A 25,924-nucleotide genomic window follows, 5' to 3' on the forward strand; every position below is an offset into this window, starting at 1 on the left:
TGCACCAGAATCACCGCCGTAAATCCGATTTTCATGGAGGCGGATTTCTTGCGGGGAGTCAGCGTTCGCCATGGCGGGTTTTATTCGTGGGTTCGTGGATTCGTGGCGGAGTAACGTGTCTGCCCATAAGCCCGCATCTATCTGCTGCACTCTTACCACACCCGCAAAACGCCAGAATAATCGATAAACACGAGCGTTTTCATTTATTTTCAATTAAAATGTGAATACATCTTAACGAAATGATGCTTTTTTCCCCTAGTCTGAGTGTGCGTCGGCACCTGTTCGCCATTTCTGGGGCATTGTATCGATTGAATTTTACTACAAATTCAAACATTTATTCGGCTTATCGCATTTTCGTGATTCGCTAAGTCATACGTATGACTTAGCGAATCGCTTATTATCCGTTATTTTAATCTTTTATTTATATCAAGTTCGATAATGACAAGGCATTCCGCACCCTTATTTATACGGCTAGCGCATTAGATGCATCAGCAATTCCGCCCACGCCGGAGAAATGGTTTCTTTAGTTTTTAGTGTTTTCACTTTACCAGACCCCTATCAATATTGAGGTTTATTACACTTTTTCAGAACGCCACGTTTTTTGCTTGATATTTACCTATATTATAGTATAATGCAGATATGACCTCATAGATTCTGATGCGAATTCGGATGGCATTGAGGTATTCCCGAACGCTGGGTAGCAATCGGGATGTGATGTGCAAGTAAATTAATAGATGAAGGAGAGTATATATGGCAAAGACAAAAATATTGTGGAGTGAAAATGTGTGGAATCCGATTACAGGATGTACCAAGCAAAGTGCGGGTTGTGCAAATTGCTATGCAGTAAATTTAACACGTAGGCTCAAGGCGATGGGTCAACCAAAATACCAGCAGGGCTTTGACAAGGTGGTGGTGCATCCCGATTGCTTGAGTATCCCGCTAGAAAGGCAAAAGCCAACGGTCTACTTTGTAAACTCGATGTCGGATGTATTCCATAAGGATGTCCCCGAAACGTTCATTCGGAAACTTTTCGAGGTCATGGGTGAAGCCAAGCAGCATACCTTCCAAGTTCTGACAAAACGTTCTGAAAGATTGCGGGATTTGGCTCCAACCCTACCATGGACTGACAACATTTACATGGGAGTTACGGTGGAGACCTCAGATTATTATGGGCGTATCGCTGACCTCGTGACTACCCCCGCCAAGGTCAAGTTCCTGTCGCTGGAGCCGCTATTGTCCTCCATCTCCGACATCCCGCTTGAGGGTATTGATTGGGCAATTGTAGCGGGAGAATCCGGCCCCAAAGCTAGACCGATGGAAGCGCAATGGGTTCGGGATGTGCGGGACAAATGTGTGCGGTTGGATATCCCGTTCTTCTTCAAGCAGTGGGGTGGCAGGGGAAAGTTGAACAAGGAACGAGGGCGGGAACTGGATGGCAGAACGTGGGAACAGAAGCCGATGAGCAGGGAATGTAAGTCCTGATTTACGACGACAGGCAGAAATAATTGATTACAAAACAAAGGCGGCAATGACTAGAGCCCTAGATTGCCGCTTGTTTTTAACGGGCTGGGAAAGGTTGGAATGCGTAATGAAATAAAAACGAATGATCGAAATGGCGATATTGGCGTTATTAGCGATGCAGAATTCGCACAATCAGGAAATCATACGGCCATTGGCAAAGTTTTTAGTGACCAAGCGTTTTGCGAAATGAATGTGGAAAACAAACTTTTCTTAAAACTCTTGCTCATTGAGGCGGGAACTATGGTCGGGACTTACAGGAATATTGGACGGCAACTTTTCACAAAGGAACCCAACGTTCGGAATTGGGCTAGGAAACTGGAATCAAACAGCATCCTTACCATTACCCCGAAAAGTCACGACCAGTTTGAATTGAGGCTGAATGAAAAGTATCAGGCGATAGCAAAGGAATTGGCTAACGAGAGGGTGGGCAGGGTTATGCTTCCTGCTTCTCCTGCTCCCGCTAACTCTGAAGACCCTGAGCTGGATAATATTATCGCCATTTACAAGACGGCAAAGGCAACGGGATGTAGCGTTAGGGTAAATGTTGAAAAAGTGATGGCGGCTTAAAAATAAATGAAGGCGTTACGTAACATTCAAAGAGATGAGGTAGACTTATCTGTATCCGTATTTTTTGATGATATGGCGACAGATAAGTTTATCGCTCTGCTTTTGGATTTGGCCGGAAATGATGCGCCACCCCCTTCTGCTATTCCTGCCCTTCATTTTCCGTCTGCAACCCCATCAGCAAAATATTCACTCAAGTCTCAGGAACGTAAGATTGTCAGGTCTGTAGAATTATTCCATGAATTCATTAATGCAAAACCGACAATCACCGGCATCAATCCATCCGAGAAATTATTGGCAGAGTTTTTGGATTACCTGATTGCCAAAGAGAAGAATGATAATCCAGAAGCCGCCTCCAAGAATGACCGTTCACGCTATTGGGTTGAATTTGCAGGATGCGTCAGGGTTCTTATCAATAAATTCCCGAAAGCCATTTTGCGCCGCTCATTATTAAGTCCTGCCGAATGTAAGGCTCAGAGTCGCTTCGATTACCTTAATAAAGAGTGCAAAGCAGCTGTCATGGTTTTCTTGAAGAACGGCAAGATTGTAAAATATGCAGATGGCAACCCTATCCAAACCAGTAAGCCACTTGCAGACGGAACCAAACTGTGCGCCCTTGATGCCACCAAAACCATTTTAACGACCCTTGGACTTACCGACCTCAAGCAACTTACCGATTCTGAATTGGAACGCTTTCACCAGATATATGCTGAGAAAGATATGGGGGACACTGCTCTCTGCTACTTCATTGATGCGGGAACATTCTACAGGTATTTGCATTCGACCCATTTTATTTCAGACTTCCCAAGTAAACTCAGCGGCCATAAACCCAAGCGCAGAAATGATGACTATGTTCCTGCTGAGAATATTGCGAAACTTGAAGACCGTTCAACTGTGGAATGGAACGATTTCTTTGACATTCAAGACCGCTTCATCTGCTATGTCCTCCTCTACGATTTTGCACTCAGAGCTGGAGAAGCGTTGCGCCTAACTATTGATGACATATCGGTTTCCCAATGCGTTGACCTTCACTTACCCTCTGAAGCCCAAAAAGGACAAAATAAGCCTGAGCAATGGTTGTTCAACTATTTTGAAATATCGAAGTTATATGCTAAGCGGTTCTTGCAACTCAGGGAGGCTCAGTTCCCCAATACCAAATCACTCTTGGTTAATTCTGATGGTGGTCAAATGTTGGAGGGCGTTCTCACCGATTGCGTTAGTCGTCATTGCAATAATCTCGGCATAGTCACGCAGAATGGGAAAAGCACCTCCCCTCACCGTCTTCGCCATTCCTTTGCCACGTTGAATATCGAGTCTCTTGGGCTGAAATTATCCATTTATGAGATTTCCGAACGGTTGCGTCATGAAGACATCAAAACGACCAAAGATGTCTACATTGCCCGAAACCCATTAATCTTGAAGGAACGCCACCTTGCCAAAATGAAGCAACGAAATGGACAGGGGCAGACATACCAACCTCAATCTCATCATATTGATACTGAGCCCACGACACCCCCTACTATTGATACTGCCGCCGTCTCCATCGCCAACGACACCATTCTATCCGAAGATGCCGCCATGAATATGCTTAGCCAGTTGGGAATCAAGCCCCCTGCTCTTTTGAAGGCTGCGAAGGTGGACGGGAAGGTCTCATTGAGGGATGGTTTATTTTATTATTCTATGGCGTATATTGAAGACCTTAAATCCAACTGGGTCACCAAGCAATATGCCGCCAGCGTCTTGAACATGACCGAGAAGCAACTATGGCATTGGCTCAAGAAAAATGGCGTTGAGACCAAGACCATCGGCAAGGCCAGTCTGATTAGGGCTTCTGGTTTGTTCAAAGGGCTCCATAATTCCAAGCGAAAATCTGCTTAATTGGATGTCCTGCGCCTCGGATTTGTGGCAAATTTTATTCTTTTCATCCCCAAGCCATTGATAATCCAATACCTTTTACCCCCATCCAAGAACCCATTTTGAGTCCCTTTCAGTCTAAAACAGTCAGACGCACTTAAAAATCTCCCGGAAAATCTCCCGGAACTGACCACCCCCTAAAAAGGCTCCAAAACGCAAAGTTTTATAGGGATTGGCACAAACGTTTGCAGTTCAAGGGGAAGAGACTACAAAGAATTGATGGTTGAAAGGGGTTGAGAGCAAGGTTTTGCTTGGTTGCCGGACTAGGATTCGAACCTAGACAAGCAGAGTCAGAGTCTGCTGTGCTACCATTACACAATCCGGCAGGAGAAAAGAAATGGCCCATGCGCCATTTGAGGGGGGAAGGATGCTAAAACGCCTTGGGGTGCGTCAAGCTTGTTCTTCTGCCAGCAATTGAAGCCCATCAGGTCTTTCCTGATGCAAAAATCAGGGTTCCCCTGCTTGTGCCATCGCAGAATCAGCCTATTGTGGGAAGTGAAGCATTAGTCAGGATGCCGGAAACAATGCCCAAATAAGGAGCGTGCCATGGACCATACAAGCAATGAGAAGATTTCCGAAGCTCTGAAACTTCTCGAGGAAGCGGCCAGAGACAAGAAGGATGAATTGAAGAATGCGATGTCTGATAAGTACTCGCACCTCAAGAACGCCATCGTGGAGACCGAGAACCACCTTGCCAAATCCCTGGCCGATGCCAGAAAACATGCCGTAGATGCGGCCGTTCACGCAAAGGACGTCAGCGTCGAGAAAGTCAAGGAAGTCGCCGGCGACGTGAATAAGAACGTACACGAGAATCCCTGGCCTTATGTCGCGGGAACCGCCGCCGTGGGCCTGTTGCTCGGATATATTCTCGGACGGAATCGGAAGTAACGTAACCCGGGTGGTCTTATGCTGAACAGCCTGCTCAAGGGATTTTTGTCTGCCGTCGCGCTCAAGTTGCTGGATCACTACAGGCAGCTGTCCGTTCAACTGCTCAAAATTGAGGCGACGAAAGCTTATCTACAGGGGGTACGGATGGCCCGGCGGTCGGCTTTCTTGCTGATACTCATGGGAATAGTCCTGGGGCTCATCAGCATGGGTGCCCTGCTCTTCCATGTAGGGCTGTTCATTCTACTACCCTGGACCGTGGAAGCGAAGGCCACTTTCGCCATCATTCTAGGCCTGGCCTACATGGTCATCGGGGGCAGTGTGCTGGGAATTATCATGAATGAAAAAACGTGGATGGAGAAATCAGGCGCTGCAGAGATGCTTAATGAAGCCACCGGTCAGCCTCACAAGGAGTGATCGAGATGCTTGCGGTAGGGTTATCCGTGTAAACCCGAAGGAGTCTATGAATTCGAAAACTGAAAAACCTCCCGCCACCTCCACCTTCGCAAAGACTTTGTTCAAGCTTTCGTGGATCATCTGGCGAATTGGGACTTCGCGGCAGCGCAGCTGAAATGATGCGAGCCCGCATCCGCTGATTCATAAAATCTTCAATTGGTGGAAGCAGCCCTGAAAAGGCTGAATTAGAATGGGAGGTGCCAAACTATGGAAAACACTGGCGATCCTTTGGGTCGCCAAGACTACAGACGATCAAATTGTGATGTGAAATTTCGATAAGGAGACATTATGAAGAGCATTTATTTATTCAGCATGATTGCGGCGGTAGCGATTACAACAGCAGGTTGCTGCTCTATGTGTAAGTCTCATAACGGGGAAGGACAGGCATGTCCTTCCTGCGGCATGACGGCCAAAAAGACTTGCCCGCACTGCGGCATGATGAAGGGTCAGTGCAAGTGTCCGGCAATGGTCACCCCCGCCATGGCCATCATCAACACCACGGCCTTGAAATCCCTGATCAACTCAGGCGTAAAGCTTACGCTGGTCGACGCCCGAACGGGCAAGTTCGACGATGGCCGACGGATTGCAAATGCCATCAACCTGAGTCCGGAAGCCACTGAAGCTGAGATCCACAATGCCTTGCCGTCAAAAGAGGCCCTGATTGTGTCTTACTGTGCCAACCTGAAATGTCCGGCCAGCAAAACGCTCGCCTCGAAACTGACCGCATTGGGCTACACACATGTCCTCGAATATCCCCAGGGAATTGAAGGCTGGGTTAGCGAAGGCAATCTTGTGGCCCCGACCGTTAAATAAAAATGAATGGCTGTTCCGGGTGGGGCCCCACACCGCTCCACCCGGAACAGCCCGGGAGTCGGCCACTCATGAAAAACAATGCCCTGAAACAATTGCAAACCTTTGGACAGTCCATCTGGCTGGACTACATCCGCCGCGATCTGATCACCAGCGGAGAATTGAGGCGCTTAATCGAAGAGGACGGACTCCAAGGCATGACATCCAATCCCTCTATCTTTGAAAAGGCGATTGTGGAGAGCCAGCTTTATGACGCGGACATTCGCGCCATGACTCGCAAGGGCAAAACGGCCCAGGTAATCTATGAAACCCTCAGTCAGCAGGATGTACAGAGCGCCGCTGACGCGTTCCGACCGCTTTATGAACAGACGAATGGCAAAGACGGTTATATCAGTCTCGAGGTCAACCCCCATCTGGCTCACGATACCAAAGGCACCATCCAGGAAGCGCGTCGGTTATGGAAAGCCCTGCACCGGCCCAATGTCTTCATCAAGGTTCCCGCCACCAGCGAAGGAATCCCCGCGATCCAGCAACTGATCAGTGAGGGCATCAATGTCAACGTGACCTTGCTCTTCGGACTGCCACGATACCGGCAGGTGGCAGAAGCGTTCATTGCCGGCCTCGAAGCACGTGCCGCCCAAGGCAAGCCGGTCAAGCGGGTGACCTCTGTGGCCAGTTTTTTCCTCAGCCGCATTGATACCCTGGTGGATCCACTTCTGACCAAGCCTCTCAAACAAGGGGGCCATACGGGAGAACTCGCGAAAAAAGTGGCCGGGCAAACAGCGATCGCTAGCGCCAAAGAGGCCTACCAGATTTTCAAGGAGATCTTTGGTGGCGACCGTTTTATGAAGCTGACGGCTCAGGGGGCTTTACCCCAGCGATTGCTTTGGGCCAGCACCGGCACCAAGAACCCGGATTACAGCGATGTCAAATACGTCGAGGCCCTCATCGGTCCGGACACGGTCAATACGTTCCCCGTCGATACCCTTGACGCCTATCGCGATCACGGAGACCCGAGTGCCAGTCTCGAAAAAGGGGTGGTTGAAGCAGCGCGCTTACTGAAACACCTGCCCGAGCTCGGCATTATGATCGACGCGATCACCCAGCAACTCGAGAATGAGGGTATCGAAAAGTTCAACAAGCCATTCGACCTATTGTTGGAGACCCTGGCGAATAAGTAAAGAAGCCACCGGACAACCTATCTCCATGACAATCCGGTCAACTAAAAGACTCTGGCTTTTGATCAGTTCTTTATGGCAGTCTCCGGTCAGTCCCGGGGAGTGCCATGTATCTTGAATACTATAAGTTGAAGGAATCGCCGTTCAATATCACGCCGGACCCCCATTACCTGTTCATGTCCCGCCAGCATCGCGAGGCCTATAACCATGTCATGTACGGGATCCGTGGACGCAAAGGGTTTATCCAGCTCACAGGCGAGGTCGGCTCAGGCAAAACCACCCTCTGTCGCGCGGTGTTGGCCGAACTCGGACAAAATGTCCAAACCGCCCTCATTCTCAACCCCTGCCTCACAGAGGCTCAACTCATCCGGGCCATTCTCCAGGACTTCGGCCTGAAAACGGCGGGCAAGGATATGTTGAAGCTGATCGAAACCCTCAATGTCTTTTTGCTCAAAAAACTGGAAGCCAAGGAGAATGTGGCGCTCCTGATTGATGAATCCCAGATCCTGTCCTCCAAACTGCTGGAGCAGATCCGACTGCTCTCCAACCTGGAAACCACCCATCAGAAGCTGATCCAGATCGTACTGATCGGCCAACCTGAATTGGGTGATAAGCTGAATGACCCGGCCCTGCGGCAGTTGAGACAGCGGATTACCGTCCGCTATCATCTCGGCCCGTTGGACGAAAACGAGATCGGGAGCTATATCAGCCATCGCCTGTCAACCGCCGGCGGGGATGGACGTTTAACCTTCGACTCCAGGGCCGTCCACCTGGTGTATCGATACTCTGAGGGCATTCCCCGCCTCATTAACGCCGTCTGCGATAATGCGCTGCTCGCCGGCTATGTAGCGGGCACGTGGCTCATCGACAAAACCTGCCTGAAGCGGGCCGTTTCCCAACTTGAGGGAACTTATAAATAGTTTTGTCGCACCCCAAACCATTCTGTTATTGTTCCGCCTGAAAGGGGTGGATCGTTTCAAAGTTTCATGAAAAAACTGGCAACATTATTCCTATGCTGTCTGGCATCTGCGGTGCACCCCCTGTGGGCGATTCCGGTAAAGGTTGGAATCTGCATCCAACCCCCGATGACCCTTACGGAAAAACCAGGTGAACCGCCCCAGGGCTTTTTCATCGATATCTTGAGAGATATCGCCGAGAGGAATGACTGGACCTTGTCCTACACCGTGGATACCCGCGCCAATCTCCTCGCCAAACTCACAAAACAGGAAATCGATTTACTACTCCCGATAGCGCCCGCCGTCAACGGCTCCGAAAAACTTGACTACACGGTCAGTTTCCTTGCCTCGTTTGCGTCGCTTTACGTCTCCCCAAACAGCCTGCTTCCTTCGTTCCAGGATTTACAGGGTAAAACCCTGGCGCTTGTCCGTGACGACATCTATTCCCAGCCTTTTCTTGATTTTCTCAAGGCCTCAGGTATTCGCTGCGAGTTAATTGAAATGCATACCTACAACGAGGTATTTGCGGCCATTGCCGCCGGGCGGGTGGACGCAGGACTCACTGATCACCTGTTTGGAAATCTCTATTTCCGGAAATTCGATCTTGCGGCCACCCCAACGGTCGCCTGCCCTGCCGATTTCCGTTGCGCCGTGTATCGTGACCGCAACTGGCAGCTCCGCCAAACCATCGACCGGGAGTTGCTCAAACTTAAAATGGAGCCGGACTCCATTTACTATATTGCACTGAACCGCTGGGCTGGCTATCAAAAACCCCAATCGTTCCTGATGATTACCGGGGGGCTGATCCTCGCGGGCCTTCTCATTGTCGGCGGTCTGATTTTAGCGGGGATCTTCCTGGTTCGAAAATCCATCGAGCAACAGACCGATAAACTTAACGCCGCGAACCGTCAATTGCTCAAGGGAACCCAGGACCTCATCAGCAGTGAATCCACGGCCAATGACCTTAAAAACTGGTATCAAACGCTTCTCAACCACACCCCCGACATCATTCTCGTGCACGGGGTTGATGAAAAGGGCGCTGCCGGGAAATTCATTGATGTCAATGCCACGGCCTGCCTCCGTCTGGGCTATACCCGCCAGGAATTACTCGCTCTCACCCTGAGACAGATCGAGGTCTCTCCCGACAGCATGGCCACTCCGCGTTACGCAAAACTCCTGTCCGTCTGGCGCAATGCACGTCTCCCCGATGCCTCTGAAGTAGATAAAAAACAGGAATTGCTGACCATCGAGTCCGCCTTCCGCACCAAATCAGGGACTGAATTTCCCGCGGAAATATCCATCCGGATCCTCGAACATAATAAACAGCCGGTTATTTATTATGCCATACACGATATCACCATCCGTAAAAAAGCCAGACAGGCGCTCCAGGAACGTGAACGTCGCTTCTCGGACTTCTTTACCCGGGCTCCTATCGGGATTGCCCTCTTTGACCCTGCGCAAACCCTGACCGATGTCAATCAGGCGGCCCTGGCCATGTTCGGCTTCAGCGAGCGGGCTAATTTCGCCGAAGCGAAATTATTCAACCTCAAGGATCTCGAGGAACAGAACTTTCAAACCCTGATGAAAGGCGGCACCATCCGGTACGAGTCGGTCATTGACTTTGACCTCGTCCGGAATGAGAAGCGCTTTGTCTCGGCCCGGACCGGAAAATGCAACTTTGATATTCTGATCACCAACCTGGGGCTGGATGATGAGTTCAATCCCAAGGGGTATATGTTCCAATTTCAGGACATTACCGACCGTCGTCGTGCCGAGGATGCACTCCGCCAGAATGAAAAGGTTCTGCGCCAGGCACAAAAAATGGAGGCCATCGGAACCCTTGCTGGCGGCATCGCCCATGATTTCAACAACATCCTCACCCCGATCATCGGCTATACGGAAATGGCCATGATGACGCTCCCCCCGGAGGATCCCATCCAGACCAATCTTGAAGAAGTCCTCAAGGCCAGTCACCGGGCCAAGGACCTGGTTAAACAAATCCTCACCTTCAGCCGGCAAACGGAGCATGAGATCAAACCGATCCGGCTGATCCCGCTGGTCAAGGAAGTAACCCAGTTGCTTCACGGTTCGGTGCTTCCCACGATTGAACTGCGTCTCACCATTCAAACGGAACGGGATATCGTCAAGGCTGATCCTACGCAAATGCACCAGGTCATCATGAACCTGTGCACCAATGCCATTCATGCCATGAAAGATAAAGGCGGCATCCTGGAGATCGGCGTGCGGCAACTGCTCATTAATAGCCGCACCCATGGGCCCCTGGCACGTTTACGTTTCGGCACCTACATCGAAATCCTGGTCCGAGACAGCGGGCATGGGATGGATCGCGCCGTCCAGGATCGCATCTTCGAACCGTTCTTTACCACCAAGCGTAGCGGGGAAGGAACGGGCATGGGGCTCGCGGTCGTCCACGGCATCATTTCCGCCCTTCAGGGGACGATTACCGTCGAGAGTGAAGTGGGAAAGGGCACGACCTTCCATGTCGTTCTCCCCCTGCTGGAACAGGCTGCGGAACAATCCGATACGACGGCCACCCAGATTCCCCATGGCACCGAACGCATTCTGTTTGTAGACGATGAGATGGGGATTACCACGATGGCCAGCCAGATGCTTACCTCGCTGGGTTACAAGGTAGTGACCTGCATGCGGCCATCTGATGCGCTCACCATTTTCCGCGAGGACCCGAGCCAGTTTGACCTCATCATTTCGGACCAGATCATGCCCGGCATGACGGGTATGGATCTAATCCAGGAGATCCATGCCATCTGCCCAGGGATCCCTTCATTAATCTGCACCGGCTACAGCCGGAATGTGGATGACCAGGAGCTCCTCCAGGCGGGGGTAAAGGAAGTGCTGATGAAGCCGTTGATTCTCCGTCAACTGGCTGAGGCGATCCGCCGCGCACTGACTCCAGGAAATACAGCAACAGGCGCCTGAATCCCGATCTCAGGATTCAGGATATTACAACCAGGAGCCGGGGCGGGCGCCTGTCAGCTGGCCATCGGCCAGCACGGTCTGCCCATTGACAATCAGGTGCGTAATCCCCTCTGAAAAACGGTGCGGATCACTGAAGGTGGCACAGTCCCGCACGGTGCCGGGATCCAGAACCGTCACATCGGCCAGGTACCCCTCCCGCAATTCACCCCGCGCCCCAAGCCTGAATTGCGCCGCCGGCAGCGACGTCATTTTCCGTACCGCCTCGGGCAGGGGTACCGTCCGGCCATCCAACGCGGCCCTCAGGAATTTCGGGAAACTGCCATAGGCCCGCGGATGCGGATAATCATGACTCAAAGGGCCACAGGGCGCGCGCAGGGAGGCATCCGATCCGATCATCACCCAGGGTTGATCGAGAATCCGCCAGAGATTATCTTCACTCATTCCCTGGAAAAAGGCACTGGTCATCAACCGGTCCGTCTCAATCAAATGCAGCGCCGCATCCACCGGGTCCATTTTCAAAAGGCCGGCCACCTCGGCCAGCGGCAGGCCGCGGTATCGAATATTCGCTTCGGTGGTGGATCCGATGGTGATACTGCCCCAGGAGCGTTCCGACCGGTTTTCAAGAAGCTCCGTCCGCAACCGGGCCCTGATCCCGGGATCCTGCAAGCGCGCCATCTCCGCCTCGCGCCCCCCTTCTGTCGCCCAATCCGGGAAAATGACATCCAGTTCGGTGCAGGATGAAATATAGGGATATCGATCCGCGGCCACGTCCATTCCTGACCGCCGGGCGGACACGATGGTCTCCAGCGCCGCATCGATCAAATGCCAGTTTCCCTGCCCCGAGGTCTTGAGATGCGACACCTGAACCCGCACCCCGGTCTCACGCCCCACGCCGATGGTCTCGTCAAGGGCCTCGATCAACCGGCTGCTTTCGCTTCGCATATGCGAGGTATAGATCCCCTCCTTGCGTTGCACCACGCGGGCCAACCGGAGAATCTCCTCCCGGGCGGCATACATCCCCGGCGGATAAATCAGCCCGGTACTGAGTCCGCGCCCCCCCGCCTCCAGACTCTCCTCCAGTAACCGCTCCATCGCTTTCACTTCATCATCCGTCGCCGCACGCCCCTGGTACCCCATGACTGAGGCCCTCAGCACATTATGGCCAACCAGGGGAACGACATTCAAAATCGGCCGGACGGTTTCCAGCACCTGCCGGTATTCGGCCATCGTCTGCCATTGGCCGGGATACGTGTGAAGCTGCCAGTCGGAAGCCAGATGAGCCTCCCCCAGACAGGGCGCGGCGGAAGCCCCGCAGTTTCCCACCACTTCCGTGGTGATCCCCTGATATACCTTGCTGGGAGCCGTCGGTTCAATCAGCAGGTAGGCATCGGAATGGGAGTGGGTATCAATGAATCCCGGGCAGACCAGATGGCCTTGGGCGTCAATGACCGACCTGGCTTCCGCCTTCTCCAGCGCGCCCATGGCCCGGATGCGATCCCCGTTGATCCCGATGTCGGCCCGGCGGGCCGGCCCCCCCGTTCCATCCAGGATCATGCCATTGATTATTTTGAGGTCAAACATACCGGCCAGTCACTCAGCCTGGGGAGGTCAATAACGCCATGATGTCCTTCTGGACGGCATCGAGGGCGGTAAGCTTCAATTGGGGATCGGTGATGGCAAAGGTCTCGCCCGTCTTCTTATGCTCATAAACCACCACCCGGAGGCCGTTCTCCAACGTTTTGATTTCGCGTTCAATCAGCACCCGCTGCCGCTCCAGCATCACGGCCAGAATATAGATGACGCTGGTCTGAGCCGGGTCATTCGCTTCAATCAAATTGCGGAGCAGCGTCTCGGCGGTCTCCTTCTTGATCCGGTGATCCGGCTCACTCGGGGGCAGTTTAAAGAATCCGCGCCAGGAGCTGTACCGCGGCTGGGCCGCCGCTTCCACACTCCAGCATTTCTCGCAATAATCGCCACGACTGTAATCATGCTCCAGGAAAATGAGGCGGGTATGATAGGGCTGGCCATCCACGAAGCCGGCCTGACACGCCGAACAGGCGGTCGAACGGGATTTGATATTCCAATCTTGCGCCATTAGGTATGCTCCATATAGAGATCACGGCCATCCCAGAGGTAGATCACCCCGGAAATGGCCGTTAACGCCGCCACGGCATGAGACAGGAACATCGCCGTATTGGTGAAATAAATTTTGTACTCCGCGATCAACCGGGCATGCTCACCCACTCCGAGAAATAGCGGCAGAATCTCATCCTGCAAGGCCAGGCCCGACATGATGACCACAATGGTGATCGTCTGCCAGATCATCTTGTGCTTGCCCCAGGGGCCGGCGGGCAAGACCCGGCCCCGCTGACTGGCCAGCAACCGCAACCCGGTCACGACAAATTCCCGGCTGATAATGGTAATGACAATCCAGGCCGGCACAATCTGGTTGATGGCCACAAAACTGACAAACGCCGCGCACACCAGAATCTTGTCAGCCAACGGATCCATCAGCTGGCCGAAAATGGTGATCTTATTGAGCCGCCGGGCCAGCATCCCGTCCAGCCAGTCCGAAAGTCCTGCCAGCCCGAACGTCACCAACGCCAGGGTCTTGCCATACGGAATCCCCGAGGTGAGAAAGCCGGCCATCAGGAACGTCAGGCCGATCCGGCCCACGGTGATTTTATTTGGAAGGTTCATTTCCGCCATATGAAGTGCCTATTGTGCAAAGTGCATAGCCATGGTGTCAATCAGGAACCGCCTTCAGATCATAGCCATGCGCGCCAGTATAGCGGATCGGGCCCAGCCGGCCCGGGCGAACGGATTCGCCGGGATGCCGGACCAGGGTGACCCCATCCACATCGGGGGCCTGCCCCCGGGAGCGCGCTTCCCACATCCCTTTGCCCAGCGGCTTCAGGTAGAGCGCCTCGTCCGTCCCGCCCCGGTGGGCCCGGGCTTTCCGGAACGCAATCTCCTGCTGCGTGGCCATCAGTTCCTGACGCCGGCGCAAAGCCGTGGCGCGGGGCACCTGCCTGGGCAGCTTCGCCGCCGCGGTCGTTTCCTCGGGCGAAAAGGCAAACACCCCCAGATGGTCGAATTCGAACTCCCTTACAAACCGGGTTAATTCGTTGAAGTGGGCCCGGGTCTCTCCCGGGAACCCGACCAGGCAGGTGGTTCGCAGGACCACCCCCGGCAACCGCGCCCGGGCCCGTTCCGGATAAGCGCGCACCGCTTTGGCTCCGCCGGTCCGCTGCATGGCGGACAGCACATCGGCATGGGCATGTTGTACCGGCACATCCAGATACCGGCACACCTGGGGAATCGCAGCCATGGTCTCCAGCAGGGCGTCACTCAAATGGGCCGGATGCCCGTAGAGGAGCCGGATCCAAAACGAGCCGCCGATTTTACCCAGCTCTTTCAGCAGGGCCGGGAGGTCCACGCCCAGGTCACTCCCATATCGCGTGGTATCCTGGGAAATCAGATTCAACTCGCGAATCCCCTGCTCCAGCAGCCGCTCAGCTTCCCGGACGATATCACTGATGCTCCGGGAGCGGTAGCGGCCGCGGATCCCGGGAATCGCACAGAAGGCACAGCGGTGATTGCACCCTTCCGCAATCTTCACATAGGCATAAGGGCCACCCGTGAGGAGAATGCGCTCGGGGAGCGGATTGAACACCTTTTCCGACACCCGGGAGACGTCATAAATCCGGCGTTCCCCTCCCGCCAGGCGGCGGACCACTTTGGCGATATGCGGTAATTGATCCAGGCCGATGAAGGCGTCCACTTCCGGCATCGCGCGCTGCAGTTCCGCCTGATAACGCTGGATCAGGCAACCCGCTACAATCACCGCGCGACAGGGCCCGGTCTGCTTGCTGGCACAGGCCCGCAGAATGGCATCAATGGACTCTTCCTTGGCATCGCCGATAAAGCCACAGGTGTTCACCAGAATGATGTCCGCCTCCTCGGGCGAACGCGCCAGCGGGATCCCTTCCGCTCGCAACACGGTGGCCATATGTTCGGAGTCCACCAGATTCTTGGCGCACCCCAGACTGATGAACCCGACCGAAAGCCGGGTATCAGATGAGGCGGGTATGGACGTGGAGGACGACATGGCTTACTTGAGCTTCGCGTAAGGCGCGGGGGGCGGCTCGGCCAGACGCAACGATTTGGCATAGGCCGGACGCTTGGCTGGCGCGGTCACCGGGAGGGATACTGATGCCGGCGCGGACGCTTTGGATCCTGAGAACAGATAAAATCCACTGGCCACCAGAATGGCCACCACCAACACGGCAAACACCAGTGCTGCAACTTTTCCGACAGGAATGGGCGTCGGCTCCGAATAATCCCTCATGGATGACATTCTGGAGCGGCCGGGAGCCACCCGTTTCGCCCTTAAACGGGCCCAGGCCACCATCAGGGTATGAAGCATATCCCGCAGGGCGGTCACCAGGTTATTTCCCACCTCCGTCGCCATCGAGCCGCTGGATTCCCGGAACCGGGCCATGGGCGAGGGCTGGGGAATCCCGTCATTCACCGGCGTCGGGGGCGGCAACTCGGTATTCAGTGTCGGCCGGACCGTCCGCGCATAGTTGCTGATGTAGTACCGGATGAGGGGCGCAGGATCCAATCCGACATATTCGGCATAGAGCTTGATAAAGCCCTTCCCATACAACGGCGCGGGAATGACGCTGTAATCATCATTCTCGAGGGCCTGCACAATATGCGTTTTGATCCGCGTGGCCTCGACCACTTCGGCCAGGCTCAGGTGGCGCTTCTCACGGGCGGCCCGCAAGGCGGCGCCGGGGGTTCTGGGGGCAAGGAGTTCGCTCATATCTGTTCTTCCTCTTTTGAAGCTGAATTACCGGGAATGTCGCCATCCATATCAATCAGAATCTCACGCGGATCGGAGCCACGGGCCGGCCCCACAATCCCCCGCTGCTCCAGGACATCCATAATGCGGGCGGCCCGGGTATAGCCGATGCGCAACCGGCGCTGGAGCGACGAGGTGGACGCACGCTGGGTTTCGCGGATGATCTGCACGGACATTTCCAACAGCTGATCATCTTCGGCCTCATCCGCGCCCCCCTTGACAATCATGTCATCAAAACTGGGCGCCGCCTTGGCCGCGGACGCGCCGTTCCCGGCATCGGAGAGACCCGGCATCATCACCGACTTTTGTGCAGGCGCCTCATCCGCCTTTTCCTCGACCACCGGAGGGCGCTGCTTCATGATAAAGCCGACAATCCGGTTGATATCCTCATCCGACGTCAGCGCCCCCTGCGCGCGGGTCAGCTTGCTCGAGCCCGGCGGCAGGAAGAGCATGTCGCCCCGGCCCAGCAGTTTGTCGGCGCCATTGGCATCCAGAATGGTACGGCTGTCATTTTTCTGGGCCACCTGAAACGCAATACGGGCGGGGAAATTCGCCTTGATGGTCCCGGTGATCACGTCCACCGAGGGCCGCTGGGTGGCCAGGATCATGTGGATCCCCACCGCCCGCGACAACTGGGCCAGACGGGCAATATAGTTTTCCACTTCCGCCTGCGCGGTCATCATCAGATCCGCCAGTTCATCCACAATGATCACGACGTAGCTGAGCCGGTCCGGAAGGCGGGCGACCTCTTCGCTTCCCTCAAACAAGGCCTGTTGTTTTTCGATCGGCCGGGAATTGAAGCTCTTGATATTGCGGACCCCGGCTTTCGCCATGATCTTATAACGCCGCTCCATCTCCGTAATGGCCCAGCGCAAGGCGCCCGCCGCCTTCTTGGGATCGGTAATCACTTCCGTCCTGGCGCCCAGCAGATGCGGCAGATGGTTGTAGACGGAAAACTCGACAATCTTGGGATCAATCAGGATCAACTGCAACTGCTCCGGAGTCCGCGACATGAACAATCCCGCCAGAATCGAGTTCATACAGACCGTCTTGCCGGATCCGGTGGATCCTGCAATCAGAAGATGCGGCATGGTGGACAAATCCGCCACGAGGTCATTTCCCCCGACATCTTTTCCCAGCACAATCGGAATTTCCTGCTTGTGAGGCTGCCAGGCCGGACCTTCCAGAATCTCACGCAAATAGACCGGACTGGTGCTGAGGTTCGGGACCTCAATGCCCACCGTTCCGCGGCCCGGAATGGGCGCCTGGACGCGGACACTGGTGGCCTTCAGGGACAAGGCCAGATTGTTGCTGAGGTTGGTGATCTTTTCGACTTTGACGCCCGGGGCGGGAATCAATTCATAGCGGGCCACCGAGGGACCTTGCTCCACATTCTTCAACTCGGCCTTGATCCCGAACTCCTCCAGCGTCTGGATGATCAGCCGCCCGGTGGTGTCCGTATCGGTCGGAATCGCCTGCCGGTCCGTGGGCACTTCGGTCAAAAGGGATAACGGAGGCAACTGATAGGAGCCGGGCGGCGGAGCCACCACCGGCGGAAGCGGCTCGGCCTTGGGCTTGGGCTCCGGCTTGGGTTCAGGCTTGGGCTCCGGCTCCCGGACCGGCATAACGGGTTTTTCCTTCACCTTGGGCGCAGGCTTCACGACCGGCTTGGGCGGCTCTTTGACCGGCAGCGTTTCCGGCACCACCATCAACTCACCCTGTTCGGGCTCCTCTTCATCCTCTTCGAGTCGTGCCTCCTCGCGGGCCGCCACACGGGCCAACCGTTCCCGCTTCCATCCCTTGATCCCCGGCTGTCGCTTCTGGGAGTCGATCATATCGCGGTCATCCCGGTGCGCCCATTTTTCCGCCGTGGTATGCAGCATGGCGGTGAAACGCAGAATCGCATCCCACCCGAAAAACAGGACGGACGAGGCCAGGAACACCGCCGCCACCAGAATCTCAGCCCCGAGACTCCCGAACAGGTTCACCGACAGCACCTGGGCGACCGACTGGGCGGGAACTCCGCCCGCCGCACTGAGGTTCAGGGCGGACAACAGGGGCTCAAACCAATCCGTATGCAGGTCCAGGAAGCAGGCCAGCGAGAACATCATCAGGATCACCCAGAGCAGTTTGGCGCGGATATGCTCGATCCCGTGGAAGATCAGCACGATCCCGAATCCCAGGAACCAGAGCGGGATCAGATAGGCGCCAAGCCCCATCGCCTCGAACAACACAAACGACATCCAGGCGCCGCCGGGCCCGATGAAGTTAGCTGGCGGAGTATTCGCCGGCTCACATAACAGGGGAATATCGCGCCAGTCATACGAGACCAGGCTTAGAAATACGATTACGCACACGGCCAGGAGCACGATGCTCAATGCCTCACGGAGCCCACTACTACCTGTATTCGATTTTACATCTGCCATACTGTCCCCATTTCCCGTCAAGGCCGGTCGTTATCACGATCCACTGAGGCCGCTCCTGCCGCCTTCCGGCACCGCGCCACCAACTCACGGGAGGGAGAATTGGTCGCCCCCGCCAGATTGCTCAACTGTAAGCCACTCTGCGCGGCACTCAACCCCTTCTCAAATTGACCGGCCGCGTAATACGCCTCCCCGAGCGTGTTCCAGATGGAATAGTCCGACGGCACATCCAGCAACGCGCTCCGCGCCAGTTTGACGGCCCGCGCGGCATCCTCCGGTTTCGCCCCCGTGGCCTTCAGCAGGGCCCAGGCCAGATTGTTTTTGACCATGGGACTATCCGGAACCTCCTTGTTGAGCTTCTCCAGCATGGGCAGGGCCTGATCGAACCGCTTCAGCTCGAGATAGGCGGCACTCAACCCGAACGCCGCTTCGTTATTGGCAGGATCAAGACTGTATGCCTTCTCAAAAAGGGCCAGGGCTTCCGTCATTTTTCCATTCATCAGACAGTCACGGCCGCTGGACACCAAATCCGCCACTTCACCCGATACCACGGCCGCCGTGGACGTGCCCTCTGCTCCCGCCACCAAGGCTCCTGCCAGCCAGATCATCAAACCCCATGCGACCTTCATAATTTTTTATCTCCTGCCAACCGTACTGTTACCTTCACCACATCCGGGCGGGCCACCGCCATTGCATCGCCGGTCACATTCACATGGACAGGCACCGTATACACCCCCGGCAACGTCAACCCGATACAATCCGCAAAGGCCCGTACCTGGAACTTCTCGCCTGCGGCCGACGTGTCGATGCGCCCGGTGGCGATCACATCGACGCTCAGGGGATCCAGATCCACAACCAGTGAACTTCCCGACTCCACCACCGCGCTGACGGGAATATTCTTCCATAACTGTCCGGCACTTTTCCCGGCAATGGTCACCTTCACCTGGACATCCGCCGGCTCCATGTGGGCCACCCAGTTGTCACCGGGCGCCTGCACCGCCGTCCGGCGGATAAACGATTCCACCCGCCCATCCACTTCCACCGGCTGGGTATAGACACACTCGGTCGTCTTTAGTTTCTGGGCCGGTCCCAGCAGAAGGACGGTCGAGGGTTCACAGGTGACCGATTCGACCTGCCCGAACAAGGGCGACCCCAGTGTACGCCCTTTGACCGGAACCCGTTTTTCCGCCTGCCGGTCCAGTTTGACGACAATCCGTTGGGGATGAATGGCCGTGGCCCGTACGCCACGAACCCCCTTGATCATACTGGGCTTCATCACAATTTCGTGGGACATCTCGCCTGACTCCCCGGTCAACTCCACCACCGCCTGCAGCCGCCGCGAATCCAGTCGCTGGATATCATCCTGCGAACCGCGGAAGGTGACATCCACCGTGGAGGCCGACTGGTTCAAAATGGCCATGCCGTCCTGCACCTGAATCTCCAGACGCACATCCGGAATTTCGATTTCAAAACTGATGGTGTCCTGGATGATGTACCACGTCAGCGTCGCCAGCACGAATGACAGTGCTTTCAACCGCTTGTTGTTCAGCAGGAGACCGCGAATCAGAGACCATTTATCCGCCATGTGAGCCCGCCTCTCTCTCAAGACTTTCCGATTTAGCCATTCCGGAGGGAGACAGATCCAGCTGCTGGCGGGCCCGGCTCCAGCGGGAGTTGGCAGTCTGGGGACCACTCATCAGAATGCCTGACAGGAATTTCCTCAGCCGGTCCTCATCAAAATCGCGACTCAGCCGTCCCCGGGTGCTGATGGAAATGGTCCCGGTCTCCTCGGACACCACAATAGCAATGGCATCCGTTTCCTCGGTCAACCCCATGGCGGCCCGGTGTCGTGTTCCAAGCCCCCGGCTTAATTCCGGCTGCTGACACAGCGGGAACAGGCAACCCGCCGCAACAATCCGGTTCCCGACAATCATCACCCCGCCATCATGAAGCGGAGTATGGGGGAAAAACAACGTGGCCAGCAAATCCGCATTGACCCGGGCATCCAACTGCACGCCGGTCTCCTGGATCGCCTTGGTGCTCTCGGTCCGTTCAATCGCGATCAGGGCACCAATGCGCCGCTCGGCCAGCAGCATGACCGCTTCCACAATGCTGTCGACATAGCCGCGGGCATCCACCGGCGAGGAGAGAAATGGCGAGCGCCCGATTTCCGCCAGCGCCCGCCGGATTTCAGGCTGGAAAATAATCAGCAGGGCCACCGCCAGATAGACGGACAGCTGTCGCAACAGCCAGTTCAGGGCATAGATGTGAAAGATGCTCGTGATGGCAATCAACGCCATCAGCACCAGCAGGAGCCCGAGAAACACCTTGATGCTCCGCGTCTCCCGGAAAAACAGGAGCAGGAAATAAAACCCGCACGTCAGCACCAGGATTTCCAGAATCCCGCTGAATGCCGGCCAGACGATCTGGTTCATCCATTCCACGTGGCTGTTTCCTCCCTGAGTAATCCCACCAACCGGGCGGCTTCCACCGACTCGGCAACATCATGAACCCGCCAGACATGGACCCCCTGCCCCGCCGCCCATACCGCGCCGGCCACACTTCCGATCAGCCGGTGCGCCGCCTCGCAGCCGGTGATTTTACTAAGGAAGCTCTTGCGCGACAGCCCCACCACCACCGGCTGCCCCAGTGCCACCAACGGCCGCAATCCTGCCATCAACTTCACATTATGCTCCACTGTTTTCCCAAAACCAATTCCAGGATCGACCGCCAGGGTCTCCCCTTTCAAGCCGGCCGACGTCAGGGCCGAGACCCGGCCGGCCAGATACGCCGTCACTTCCGCCACCACATCCGCATAGGACGGTGACTGCTGCATCGTCGCCGGCTCTCCCCGCATATGCATCAGGATCACACCTGCCCCGTAATCGCACGCCACCCCCACCATCGCCGGATCACCTTCCAGCGCCGTGACATCATTAATGATGTGCGCCCCGGCCTCCAGCGCCTGCTGCGCCACGGTGGCCTTGCGCGTATCCACGGATAACACCGGCGCACCCGGTTGATTCGCAAAGGCGCGGGCCAAAGCCCGAATCACCGGAATGACCCGCCGGGCTTCATCGTCAGGCGCCACCGTCTGCGCCCCCGGCCGCGTGGATTCGCCGCCCACATCAATCAGGTCGGCGCCGGCGGCCGCCATATCCAACCCGTGCTGGATCGCCGTTTCGACCGTCGCGTAGCGCCCGCCATCCGAAAAGGAATCCGGCGTGACGTTCAAAATTCCCATGACCAACGGACGCGCCCCCAGGTGCAGCGTCCGTTCACGGCAACGCCATGATACGTGCGGAGTCACGCGCGTTACCCTTCCGTTTTTTCAGGAACCACAGGGGCCGGCGGAGCCGCTTCCGTGGCCGCGGCGGCAGGCGCCGGCTCCGGAACCACAACCGGCTCACGTTCCGAATCCGCCAGTAACCGCCCGTGTTTCATCAATTCTTCAACATCGCGGGCATCCAGGGTTTCCCGCTCCAGCAAGGCCTTGGCGATCTGCTCGAGCTTGTCGCGATTCTTCTCAAGAATGTCCTTCGCTTCGGTATAGGCGGTACGCAGCAGCCAACTGACATCGGCATCAATCTTCCGGGAGGTGTCCTCGCTGAAATCCTGGGAACTTGAAATCCCGCGGCCCAGGAACATCAACTCCTCGTGGTTGCCGAAGGTTTGCGGCCCCATATTTTCACTCATCCCCCAGTCGCACACCATCAACCGGGCGAGCCGGGTGGCCTGCTTGAGATCACTACGGGCACCCGAGGTGATATCGCCAAAGGTCAGCTCCTCGGCCACACGTCCCCCCATCATCGTGGCGAGAATGCCCTTCAGCTTGCGCTTGCCTTCCATATAGCGGTCCTTCTCGGGAAGCTGCATGGTGGCGCCCAGGTAGGCGTTACCGCGCGGAATGATGGTAATCTTGTGAATCGGCTCGCTCTCGGCCACCAATAAGGTGACCAGCGCATGACCGGTCTCATGATAGGCGGTCACCTTCTTTTCCTTGTCATCCAACACGCGGCTGCGGCGCTCACGGCCCCAGCGCACTTTGTCACGGGCCTCTTCCAGATCAGACAGGTCGACGCCTTCCTTGCTGCTACGGGCGGCCAACAGGGCCGCCTCATTCATCAGGTTCGCCAGATCCGCCCCGGAAAATCCCGGGGTGCCGCGGGCAATCCGGCGCAGGTCAACGGACGGCGACAACTTGATGCCACGGGCATGAATGTTCAGGATCGCTTCGCGCCCATCGAGCGTCGGCAGATCAATCACAATCTGACGGTCAAACCGGCCCGGCCGCTGCAAGGCGGGATCCAGCACATCCGGCCGGTTCGTGGCGGCAATAATGATGACCCCCTCCTGGGTGTCAAATCCATCCATCTCCACGAGCAGGGCATTCAAGGTCTGCTCCCGTTCGTCATGGCCCCCGCCCACGCCGGAGAACCGGCTGCGGCCGACCGCATCAATTTCATCGATGAAGATGATGCACGGCGCATTCCGCTTGCCCTGTTCGAACATATCGCGGACACGCGAGGCCCCGACCCCGACAAACATTTCAACAAAGTCGGAACCGCTGATGTTGAAAAACGGCACACCCGCTTCACCGGCAATGGCCTTGGCCATCAGTGTTTTCCCGGTTCCCGGGGGTCCCATCAGGAGGACGCCCTTGGGAATGCGTCCGCCGAGTTTCTGGAAGCGCTTGGGGTCCTTGAGGAAATCAATAATTTCCTGGACCTCCTCCTTGGCCTCCTCCACCCCCGCCACATCTTTGAAGGTCACCTTGTTCTTATCCCGCGCCATCATCTTGGCGCGGCTCTTGCCGAAACTCAATGCCCCCTGCCCCATCCCCTTCATCTGGCGCGAAAACATAAACCACAGCAGACCGAGCAGAAGCAGAATCGGCAGGGCACTGGACACGATCTGCCAGAAATACGGACTTTCCCGGCGGAACTTGAACTTGACGTTATGCTCACGCAGCCAGCCCGGCAGGTCATCCGTCACCATCACATCCACCTTGAACTGCTTGCGTTTCCCCGTCCGGCTGTCGATGCCCTTCTCCGTTCCGCGGATATATTGATTTCCCGAGATTTCAGAAACAATCTCACATTCGGGAATTTCACCCGATTCCACCAGTTTGACAAAGTCCGGATTATAGCTCAGCTCCGCCGTGGGCTGCTGGTCCTCCCGGTAGAATTGATAGGCCATTAACATCAGCCCGATGATGGCAAACCAGATAAACAGGCCACGGGGTGAAAGTTTGGCAGGCGGCATGAGATCCGGCTTTTTCTTCGGTTCGGCGGGCGGCGTTTGAGGCGCCTGATTTTCATTCTTCGATTCCATAGCGTAGTTACCTTTTACTGATACATGAATTGAGACGTGGAGTGTAGAGGATGTGCAGGAATTTCGCAAATACTATGCCCTGCCGAGAACGTGAGGGCATCATTAATCAGAAATGGCTCTGATCCGGTCATTAAAGCGGGCAATATAGGACAATTGGGCTTGTTCCGATAAAAATGAGCGGCCAATCAACTCCAGGACCTGATTCTGAGTGTTGAGGAAACTATCCAGGAAGTGTTCGGCCCGCCCGGCCTGGATGCCGTAATAGCCTGCTAACATGAGGAAATCCGGACGTTTATAGAACGCATTCTGCCGAAAGCTTTCGGTTTCATAGGAATCAAACAGATCCAGCGCGGTACGCCCCTCTTCCGGGAAATGTAACGACGTGCAGATCAGGTCGTAAGCCGGGGTCAGGATATAATCGCCCATCTCACTTTCAAAAAGGGAGAAGTTTTTCAAATGGGCATCCCCGTTCGAAAAAACGCAGGAGAAAACAATGCGGGCAAAGAGCTTTTCAATTTCCACAGGATACGCTTTACAGAACTGCTTCAGAATTCGTCCCGCTTCCTCATAACTTCCATCATATTTGTAATTCCTGCCCCTGGTCTCTTCTGTGCGGTTTGAGAGTTGGCAAAAATCCTCCTGAAGGAGTTTGATCCCCGCACGTCGATCGAATCGCCGGGTGATATACGCAAGCTCCCCATCCTTGAAACAAATGGACGCATTGACCGCTGTGGTAATCCCGAAAATTTGCGACGCAATCTGCATGGTGAGGTGTTCATTGGCGGGAACATCTGTTTTAAATCTGGGGATATCCGCAGAGGGCACGGGCTTGAGAATGAACTCACCATCCTTCTCGGTTGGAACTAGTTTCCCGCGCATCAGTTTCAGTGATATCTTATCCTGTATGCCCGAAATGGACATATGTTCGGCGGTGCGCATGCGGAAATCGACGACATCCGAGCGATTGAAAGCCAAACGGGAGGGAAATTTCCTGTTCCCGCCAGCCAGTTGACGCTCCGCGACACGACTGAAGCCTTCGTGCGGAATATCGGCCAAAGATGACATACAGCGGAACATTCAGTCCTCCTCTTCCTCGACAACGGTAACCGCCCCAATGGTATCGTCATGGGCGGTTTTAAGCAGACGACCGAAGTGGTCATTTTCGTCCAACTTCAGCTTCCGGCATTGTGTATTCTTGAGAATCCCTTCAGCCAGAAGACCATAGAAAAATGGAAAAAGAGATTTTGACAGGTAGGGCTCTGAACGTTTCGGCAGGGTGACACTGATTGAGCGCGCCCCTGATAAAGCCAGATAACGGGAATCATAGGTAAAGCGGAATCCCTCCGGCCCCTCCTCGATTCGGCCAGCCAGAATGTCACCACAATAGACATTTCCTTTTCGGCTCATTCACTTTTCCAATCTAGGCTTTCACCTGAATATGAAGTTCCAGCCCCAATGCATCCAGAATGCGGTCAAGGGTTTCGATAGTCGGGTTTCCCCTACCAGCCTCAATGTTGCTTAAGGTATGAACCGCGACCCCGGCAATCGCACTCAAGTCTCGCTGATCAATAGATAGATCGTTCCGACGTTTGCTTACATTTTTACCTATATCTATTGCTTTCATTAAAGTGAATATTACGCCGTTTATTTATAAATTCAAGCCGAATAACACTCGCAAATTTCATTATAATGATTATGGGAGTTCGATATTAACTCAGTCTAACCGTCTGTTCTTATTCAAAATGAGCTCGAACTCGGCCGGTGAAATGAGGCCATAGGGTGCTTTCGCGGCGAAAGCGGCACCCCGTATGGCCAGGGGGCAAGGAGGAAAGGCTGCACAAGTTACGCAAAAGCCAAACGGCGCCCTTTGGCCTCAGGAATAAAATCACCAAATTCCCGGGCAGTCTTAATCCACAACGATGCCGCTTGCCGCACATGGGTCAATGCCTCACGCTGGTTTTTTCCATGCGCCATGCACCCGGCAAGTTCAGGGATCTCGGCTACATAGGCCGCATCTTCCTCGCTCCAATAAATAATGACTTCATATTTTTCCAT

The 25,924-nt window shown here is 55.3% G+C and carries 24 protein-coding genes and 1 tRNA gene; 9 read left to right on the forward strand and 16 right to left on the reverse strand.

Annotation, left to right across the window (positions count from 1 at the left end; genetic code table 11):
* Positions 1–750: 750 nt before the first annotated feature.
* The 3 genes from WCS52_17895 (at position 751) to WCS52_17905 (ending at position 3,963) form a co-directional block, all read left to right on the forward strand.
* Positions 751–1,482, forward strand: coding sequence for a phage Gp37/Gp68 family protein (locus tag WCS52_17895; GenBank protein ID MEI6169057.1), 732 nt, complete (start codon positions 751–753; stop codon positions 1,480–1,482).
* A 99-nt stretch (positions 1,483–1,581) separates the two neighbouring features.
* A complete protein-coding gene (locus tag WCS52_17900; GenBank protein MEI6169058.1) occupies positions 1,582–2,088 on the forward strand; it encodes a hypothetical protein in 507 nt (168 codons plus the stop codon).
* A gap of 6 nt (positions 2,089–2,094) precedes the next feature.
* On the forward strand, positions 2,095–3,963 hold the full coding sequence (locus WCS52_17905; GenBank protein MEI6169059.1) for a site-specific integrase: 1,869 nt from the start codon (positions 2,095–2,097) through the stop codon (positions 3,961–3,963).
* A gap of 288 nt (positions 3,964–4,251) precedes the next feature.
* Here the strand turns inward: WCS52_17905 and WCS52_17910 are convergent.
* Positions 4,252–4,325: transfer RNA gene (locus tag WCS52_17910), tRNA-Gln, on the reverse strand.
* Between the two features lie 220 nt (positions 4,326–4,545).
* On the opposite strand from WCS52_17910, the gene WCS52_17915 reads away from it, so the two are divergent.
* The 6 genes from WCS52_17915 (at position 4,546) to WCS52_17940 (ending at position 11,242) form a co-directional block, all read left to right on the forward strand.
* The gene (locus WCS52_17915; GenBank protein ID MEI6169060.1) at positions 4,546–4,887 is read left to right on the forward strand and encodes a hypothetical protein; all 342 of its coding nucleotides are present in this window, start codon (positions 4,546–4,548) and stop codon (positions 4,885–4,887) included.
* 18 nt (positions 4,888–4,905) lie between these two features.
* Complete coding sequence (locus tag WCS52_17920; GenBank protein MEI6169061.1) at positions 4,906–5,301, forward strand: hypothetical protein; 396 nt, start codon at positions 4,906–4,908, stop codon at positions 5,299–5,301.
* Positions 5,302–5,628: 327 nt separating this feature from the next.
* Positions 5,629–6,153 carry a rhodanese-like domain-containing protein gene (locus tag WCS52_17925; protein MEI6169062.1) on the forward strand — a complete coding sequence of 175 codons (525 nt, stop codon included), beginning with the start codon at positions 5,629–5,631 and terminating at the stop codon, positions 6,151–6,153.
* A gap of 68 nt (positions 6,154–6,221) precedes the next feature.
* Entirely contained in the window at positions 6,222–7,331 is a 1,110-nt protein-coding gene (tal, locus tag WCS52_17930) for a transaldolase (protein ID MEI6169063.1), read from the forward strand.
* A 104-nt stretch (positions 7,332–7,435) separates the two neighbouring features.
* Positions 7,436–8,248, forward strand: coding sequence for an AAA family ATPase (locus WCS52_17935; protein MEI6169064.1), 813 nt, complete (start codon positions 7,436–7,438; stop codon positions 8,246–8,248).
* 66 nt (positions 8,249–8,314) lie between these two features.
* Complete coding sequence (locus tag WCS52_17940) at positions 8,315–11,242, forward strand: ATP-binding protein (protein ID MEI6169065.1); 2,928 nt, start codon at positions 8,315–8,317, stop codon at positions 11,240–11,242.
* A 24-nt stretch (positions 11,243–11,266) separates the two neighbouring features.
* Here the strand turns inward: WCS52_17940 and WCS52_17945 are convergent, their stop codons facing one another.
* The 15 genes from WCS52_17945 to WCS52_18015 all read right to left on the reverse strand — a co-directional run bounded on the left by WCS52_17945 (position 11,267) and on the right by WCS52_18015 (position 25,924).
* Positions 11,267–12,823 (reverse strand): D-aminoacylase, encoded by a 1,557-nt coding sequence (locus WCS52_17945; GenBank protein MEI6169066.1) that lies wholly within the window; start codon positions 12,821–12,823, stop codon positions 11,267–11,269.
* A gap of 13 nt (positions 12,824–12,836) precedes the next feature.
* The gene (locus tag WCS52_17950) at positions 12,837–13,337 is read right to left on the reverse strand and encodes a hypothetical protein (protein ID MEI6169067.1); all 501 of its coding nucleotides are present in this window, start codon (positions 13,335–13,337) and stop codon (positions 12,837–12,839) included.
* Complete coding sequence (pgsA, locus tag WCS52_17955; GenBank protein ID MEI6169068.1) at positions 13,337–13,942, reverse strand: CDP-diacylglycerol--glycerol-3-phosphate 3-phosphatidyltransferase; 606 nt, start codon at positions 13,940–13,942, stop codon at positions 13,337–13,339. Before pgsA ends, WCS52_17950 begins: the two co-directional genes overlap by 1 nt.
* Before the next feature lie 46 nt (positions 13,943–13,988).
* A complete protein-coding gene (gene rimO / locus WCS52_17960) occupies positions 13,989–15,353 on the reverse strand; it encodes a 30S ribosomal protein S12 methylthiotransferase RimO (protein ID MEI6169069.1) in 1,365 nt (454 codons plus the stop codon).
* Positions 15,354–15,356: 3 nt separating this feature from the next.
* Positions 15,357–16,073: a helix-turn-helix transcriptional regulator gene (locus WCS52_17965; GenBank protein ID MEI6169070.1), complete on the reverse strand. Its 717-nt coding sequence runs from the start codon at positions 16,071–16,073 to the stop codon at positions 15,357–15,359.
* Positions 16,070–18,538 carry a DNA translocase FtsK gene (locus WCS52_17970; protein ID MEI6169071.1) on the reverse strand — a complete coding sequence of 823 codons (2,469 nt, stop codon included), beginning with the start codon at positions 18,536–18,538 and terminating at the stop codon, positions 16,070–16,072. Before WCS52_17970 ends, WCS52_17965 begins: the two co-directional genes overlap by 4 nt.
* A 17-nt stretch (positions 18,539–18,555) precedes the next feature.
* Positions 18,556–19,164 (reverse strand): tetratricopeptide repeat protein, encoded by a 609-nt coding sequence (locus tag WCS52_17975; protein MEI6169072.1) that lies wholly within the window; start codon positions 19,162–19,164, stop codon positions 18,556–18,558.
* Positions 19,161–20,120: a CdaR family protein gene (locus WCS52_17980; GenBank protein MEI6169073.1), complete on the reverse strand. Its 960-nt coding sequence runs from the start codon at positions 20,118–20,120 to the stop codon at positions 19,161–19,163. The genes WCS52_17975 and WCS52_17980 overlap by 4 nt, the downstream gene beginning before the upstream one ends.
* On the reverse strand, positions 20,110–20,970 hold the full coding sequence (cdaA, locus tag WCS52_17985) for a diadenylate cyclase CdaA (GenBank protein MEI6169074.1): 861 nt from the start codon (positions 20,968–20,970) through the stop codon (positions 20,110–20,112). The genes WCS52_17980 and cdaA overlap by 11 nt, the downstream gene beginning before the upstream one ends.
* Positions 20,967–21,845: a dihydropteroate synthase gene (gene folP / locus WCS52_17990; protein MEI6169075.1), complete on the reverse strand. Its 879-nt coding sequence runs from the start codon at positions 21,843–21,845 to the stop codon at positions 20,967–20,969. The genes cdaA and folP overlap by 4 nt, the downstream gene beginning before the upstream one ends.
* A gap of 5 nt (positions 21,846–21,850) precedes the next feature.
* Positions 21,851–23,869 (reverse strand): ATP-dependent zinc metalloprotease FtsH, encoded by a 2,019-nt coding sequence (gene ftsH, locus WCS52_17995; protein MEI6169076.1) that lies wholly within the window; start codon positions 23,867–23,869, stop codon positions 21,851–21,853.
* 102 nt (positions 23,870–23,971) lie between these two features.
* Positions 23,972–24,934 (reverse strand): HipA domain-containing protein, encoded by a 963-nt coding sequence (locus WCS52_18000; protein MEI6169077.1) that lies wholly within the window; start codon positions 24,932–24,934, stop codon positions 23,972–23,974.
* Between the two features lie 12 nt (positions 24,935–24,946).
* Positions 24,947–25,276 carry a HipA N-terminal domain-containing protein gene (locus WCS52_18005; GenBank protein MEI6169078.1) on the reverse strand — a complete coding sequence of 110 codons (330 nt, stop codon included), beginning with the start codon at positions 25,274–25,276 and terminating at the stop codon, positions 24,947–24,949.
* Positions 25,277–25,289: 13 nt separating this feature from the next.
* The gene (locus WCS52_18010) at positions 25,290–25,493 is read right to left on the reverse strand and encodes a helix-turn-helix domain-containing protein (protein ID MEI6169079.1); all 204 of its coding nucleotides are present in this window, start codon (positions 25,491–25,493) and stop codon (positions 25,290–25,292) included.
* A gap of 218 nt (positions 25,494–25,711) precedes the next feature.
* Positions 25,712–25,924 (reverse strand): type II toxin-antitoxin system HicB family antitoxin, encoded by a 213-nt coding sequence (locus WCS52_18015; GenBank protein MEI6169080.1) that lies wholly within the window; start codon positions 25,922–25,924, stop codon positions 25,712–25,714.

Source organism: bacterium (genome assembly GCA_037128595.1).
In the GTDB taxonomy this organism is placed as follows: domain Bacteria; phylum Verrucomicrobiota; class Kiritimatiellia; order CAIKKV01; family CAITUY01; genus JAABPW01.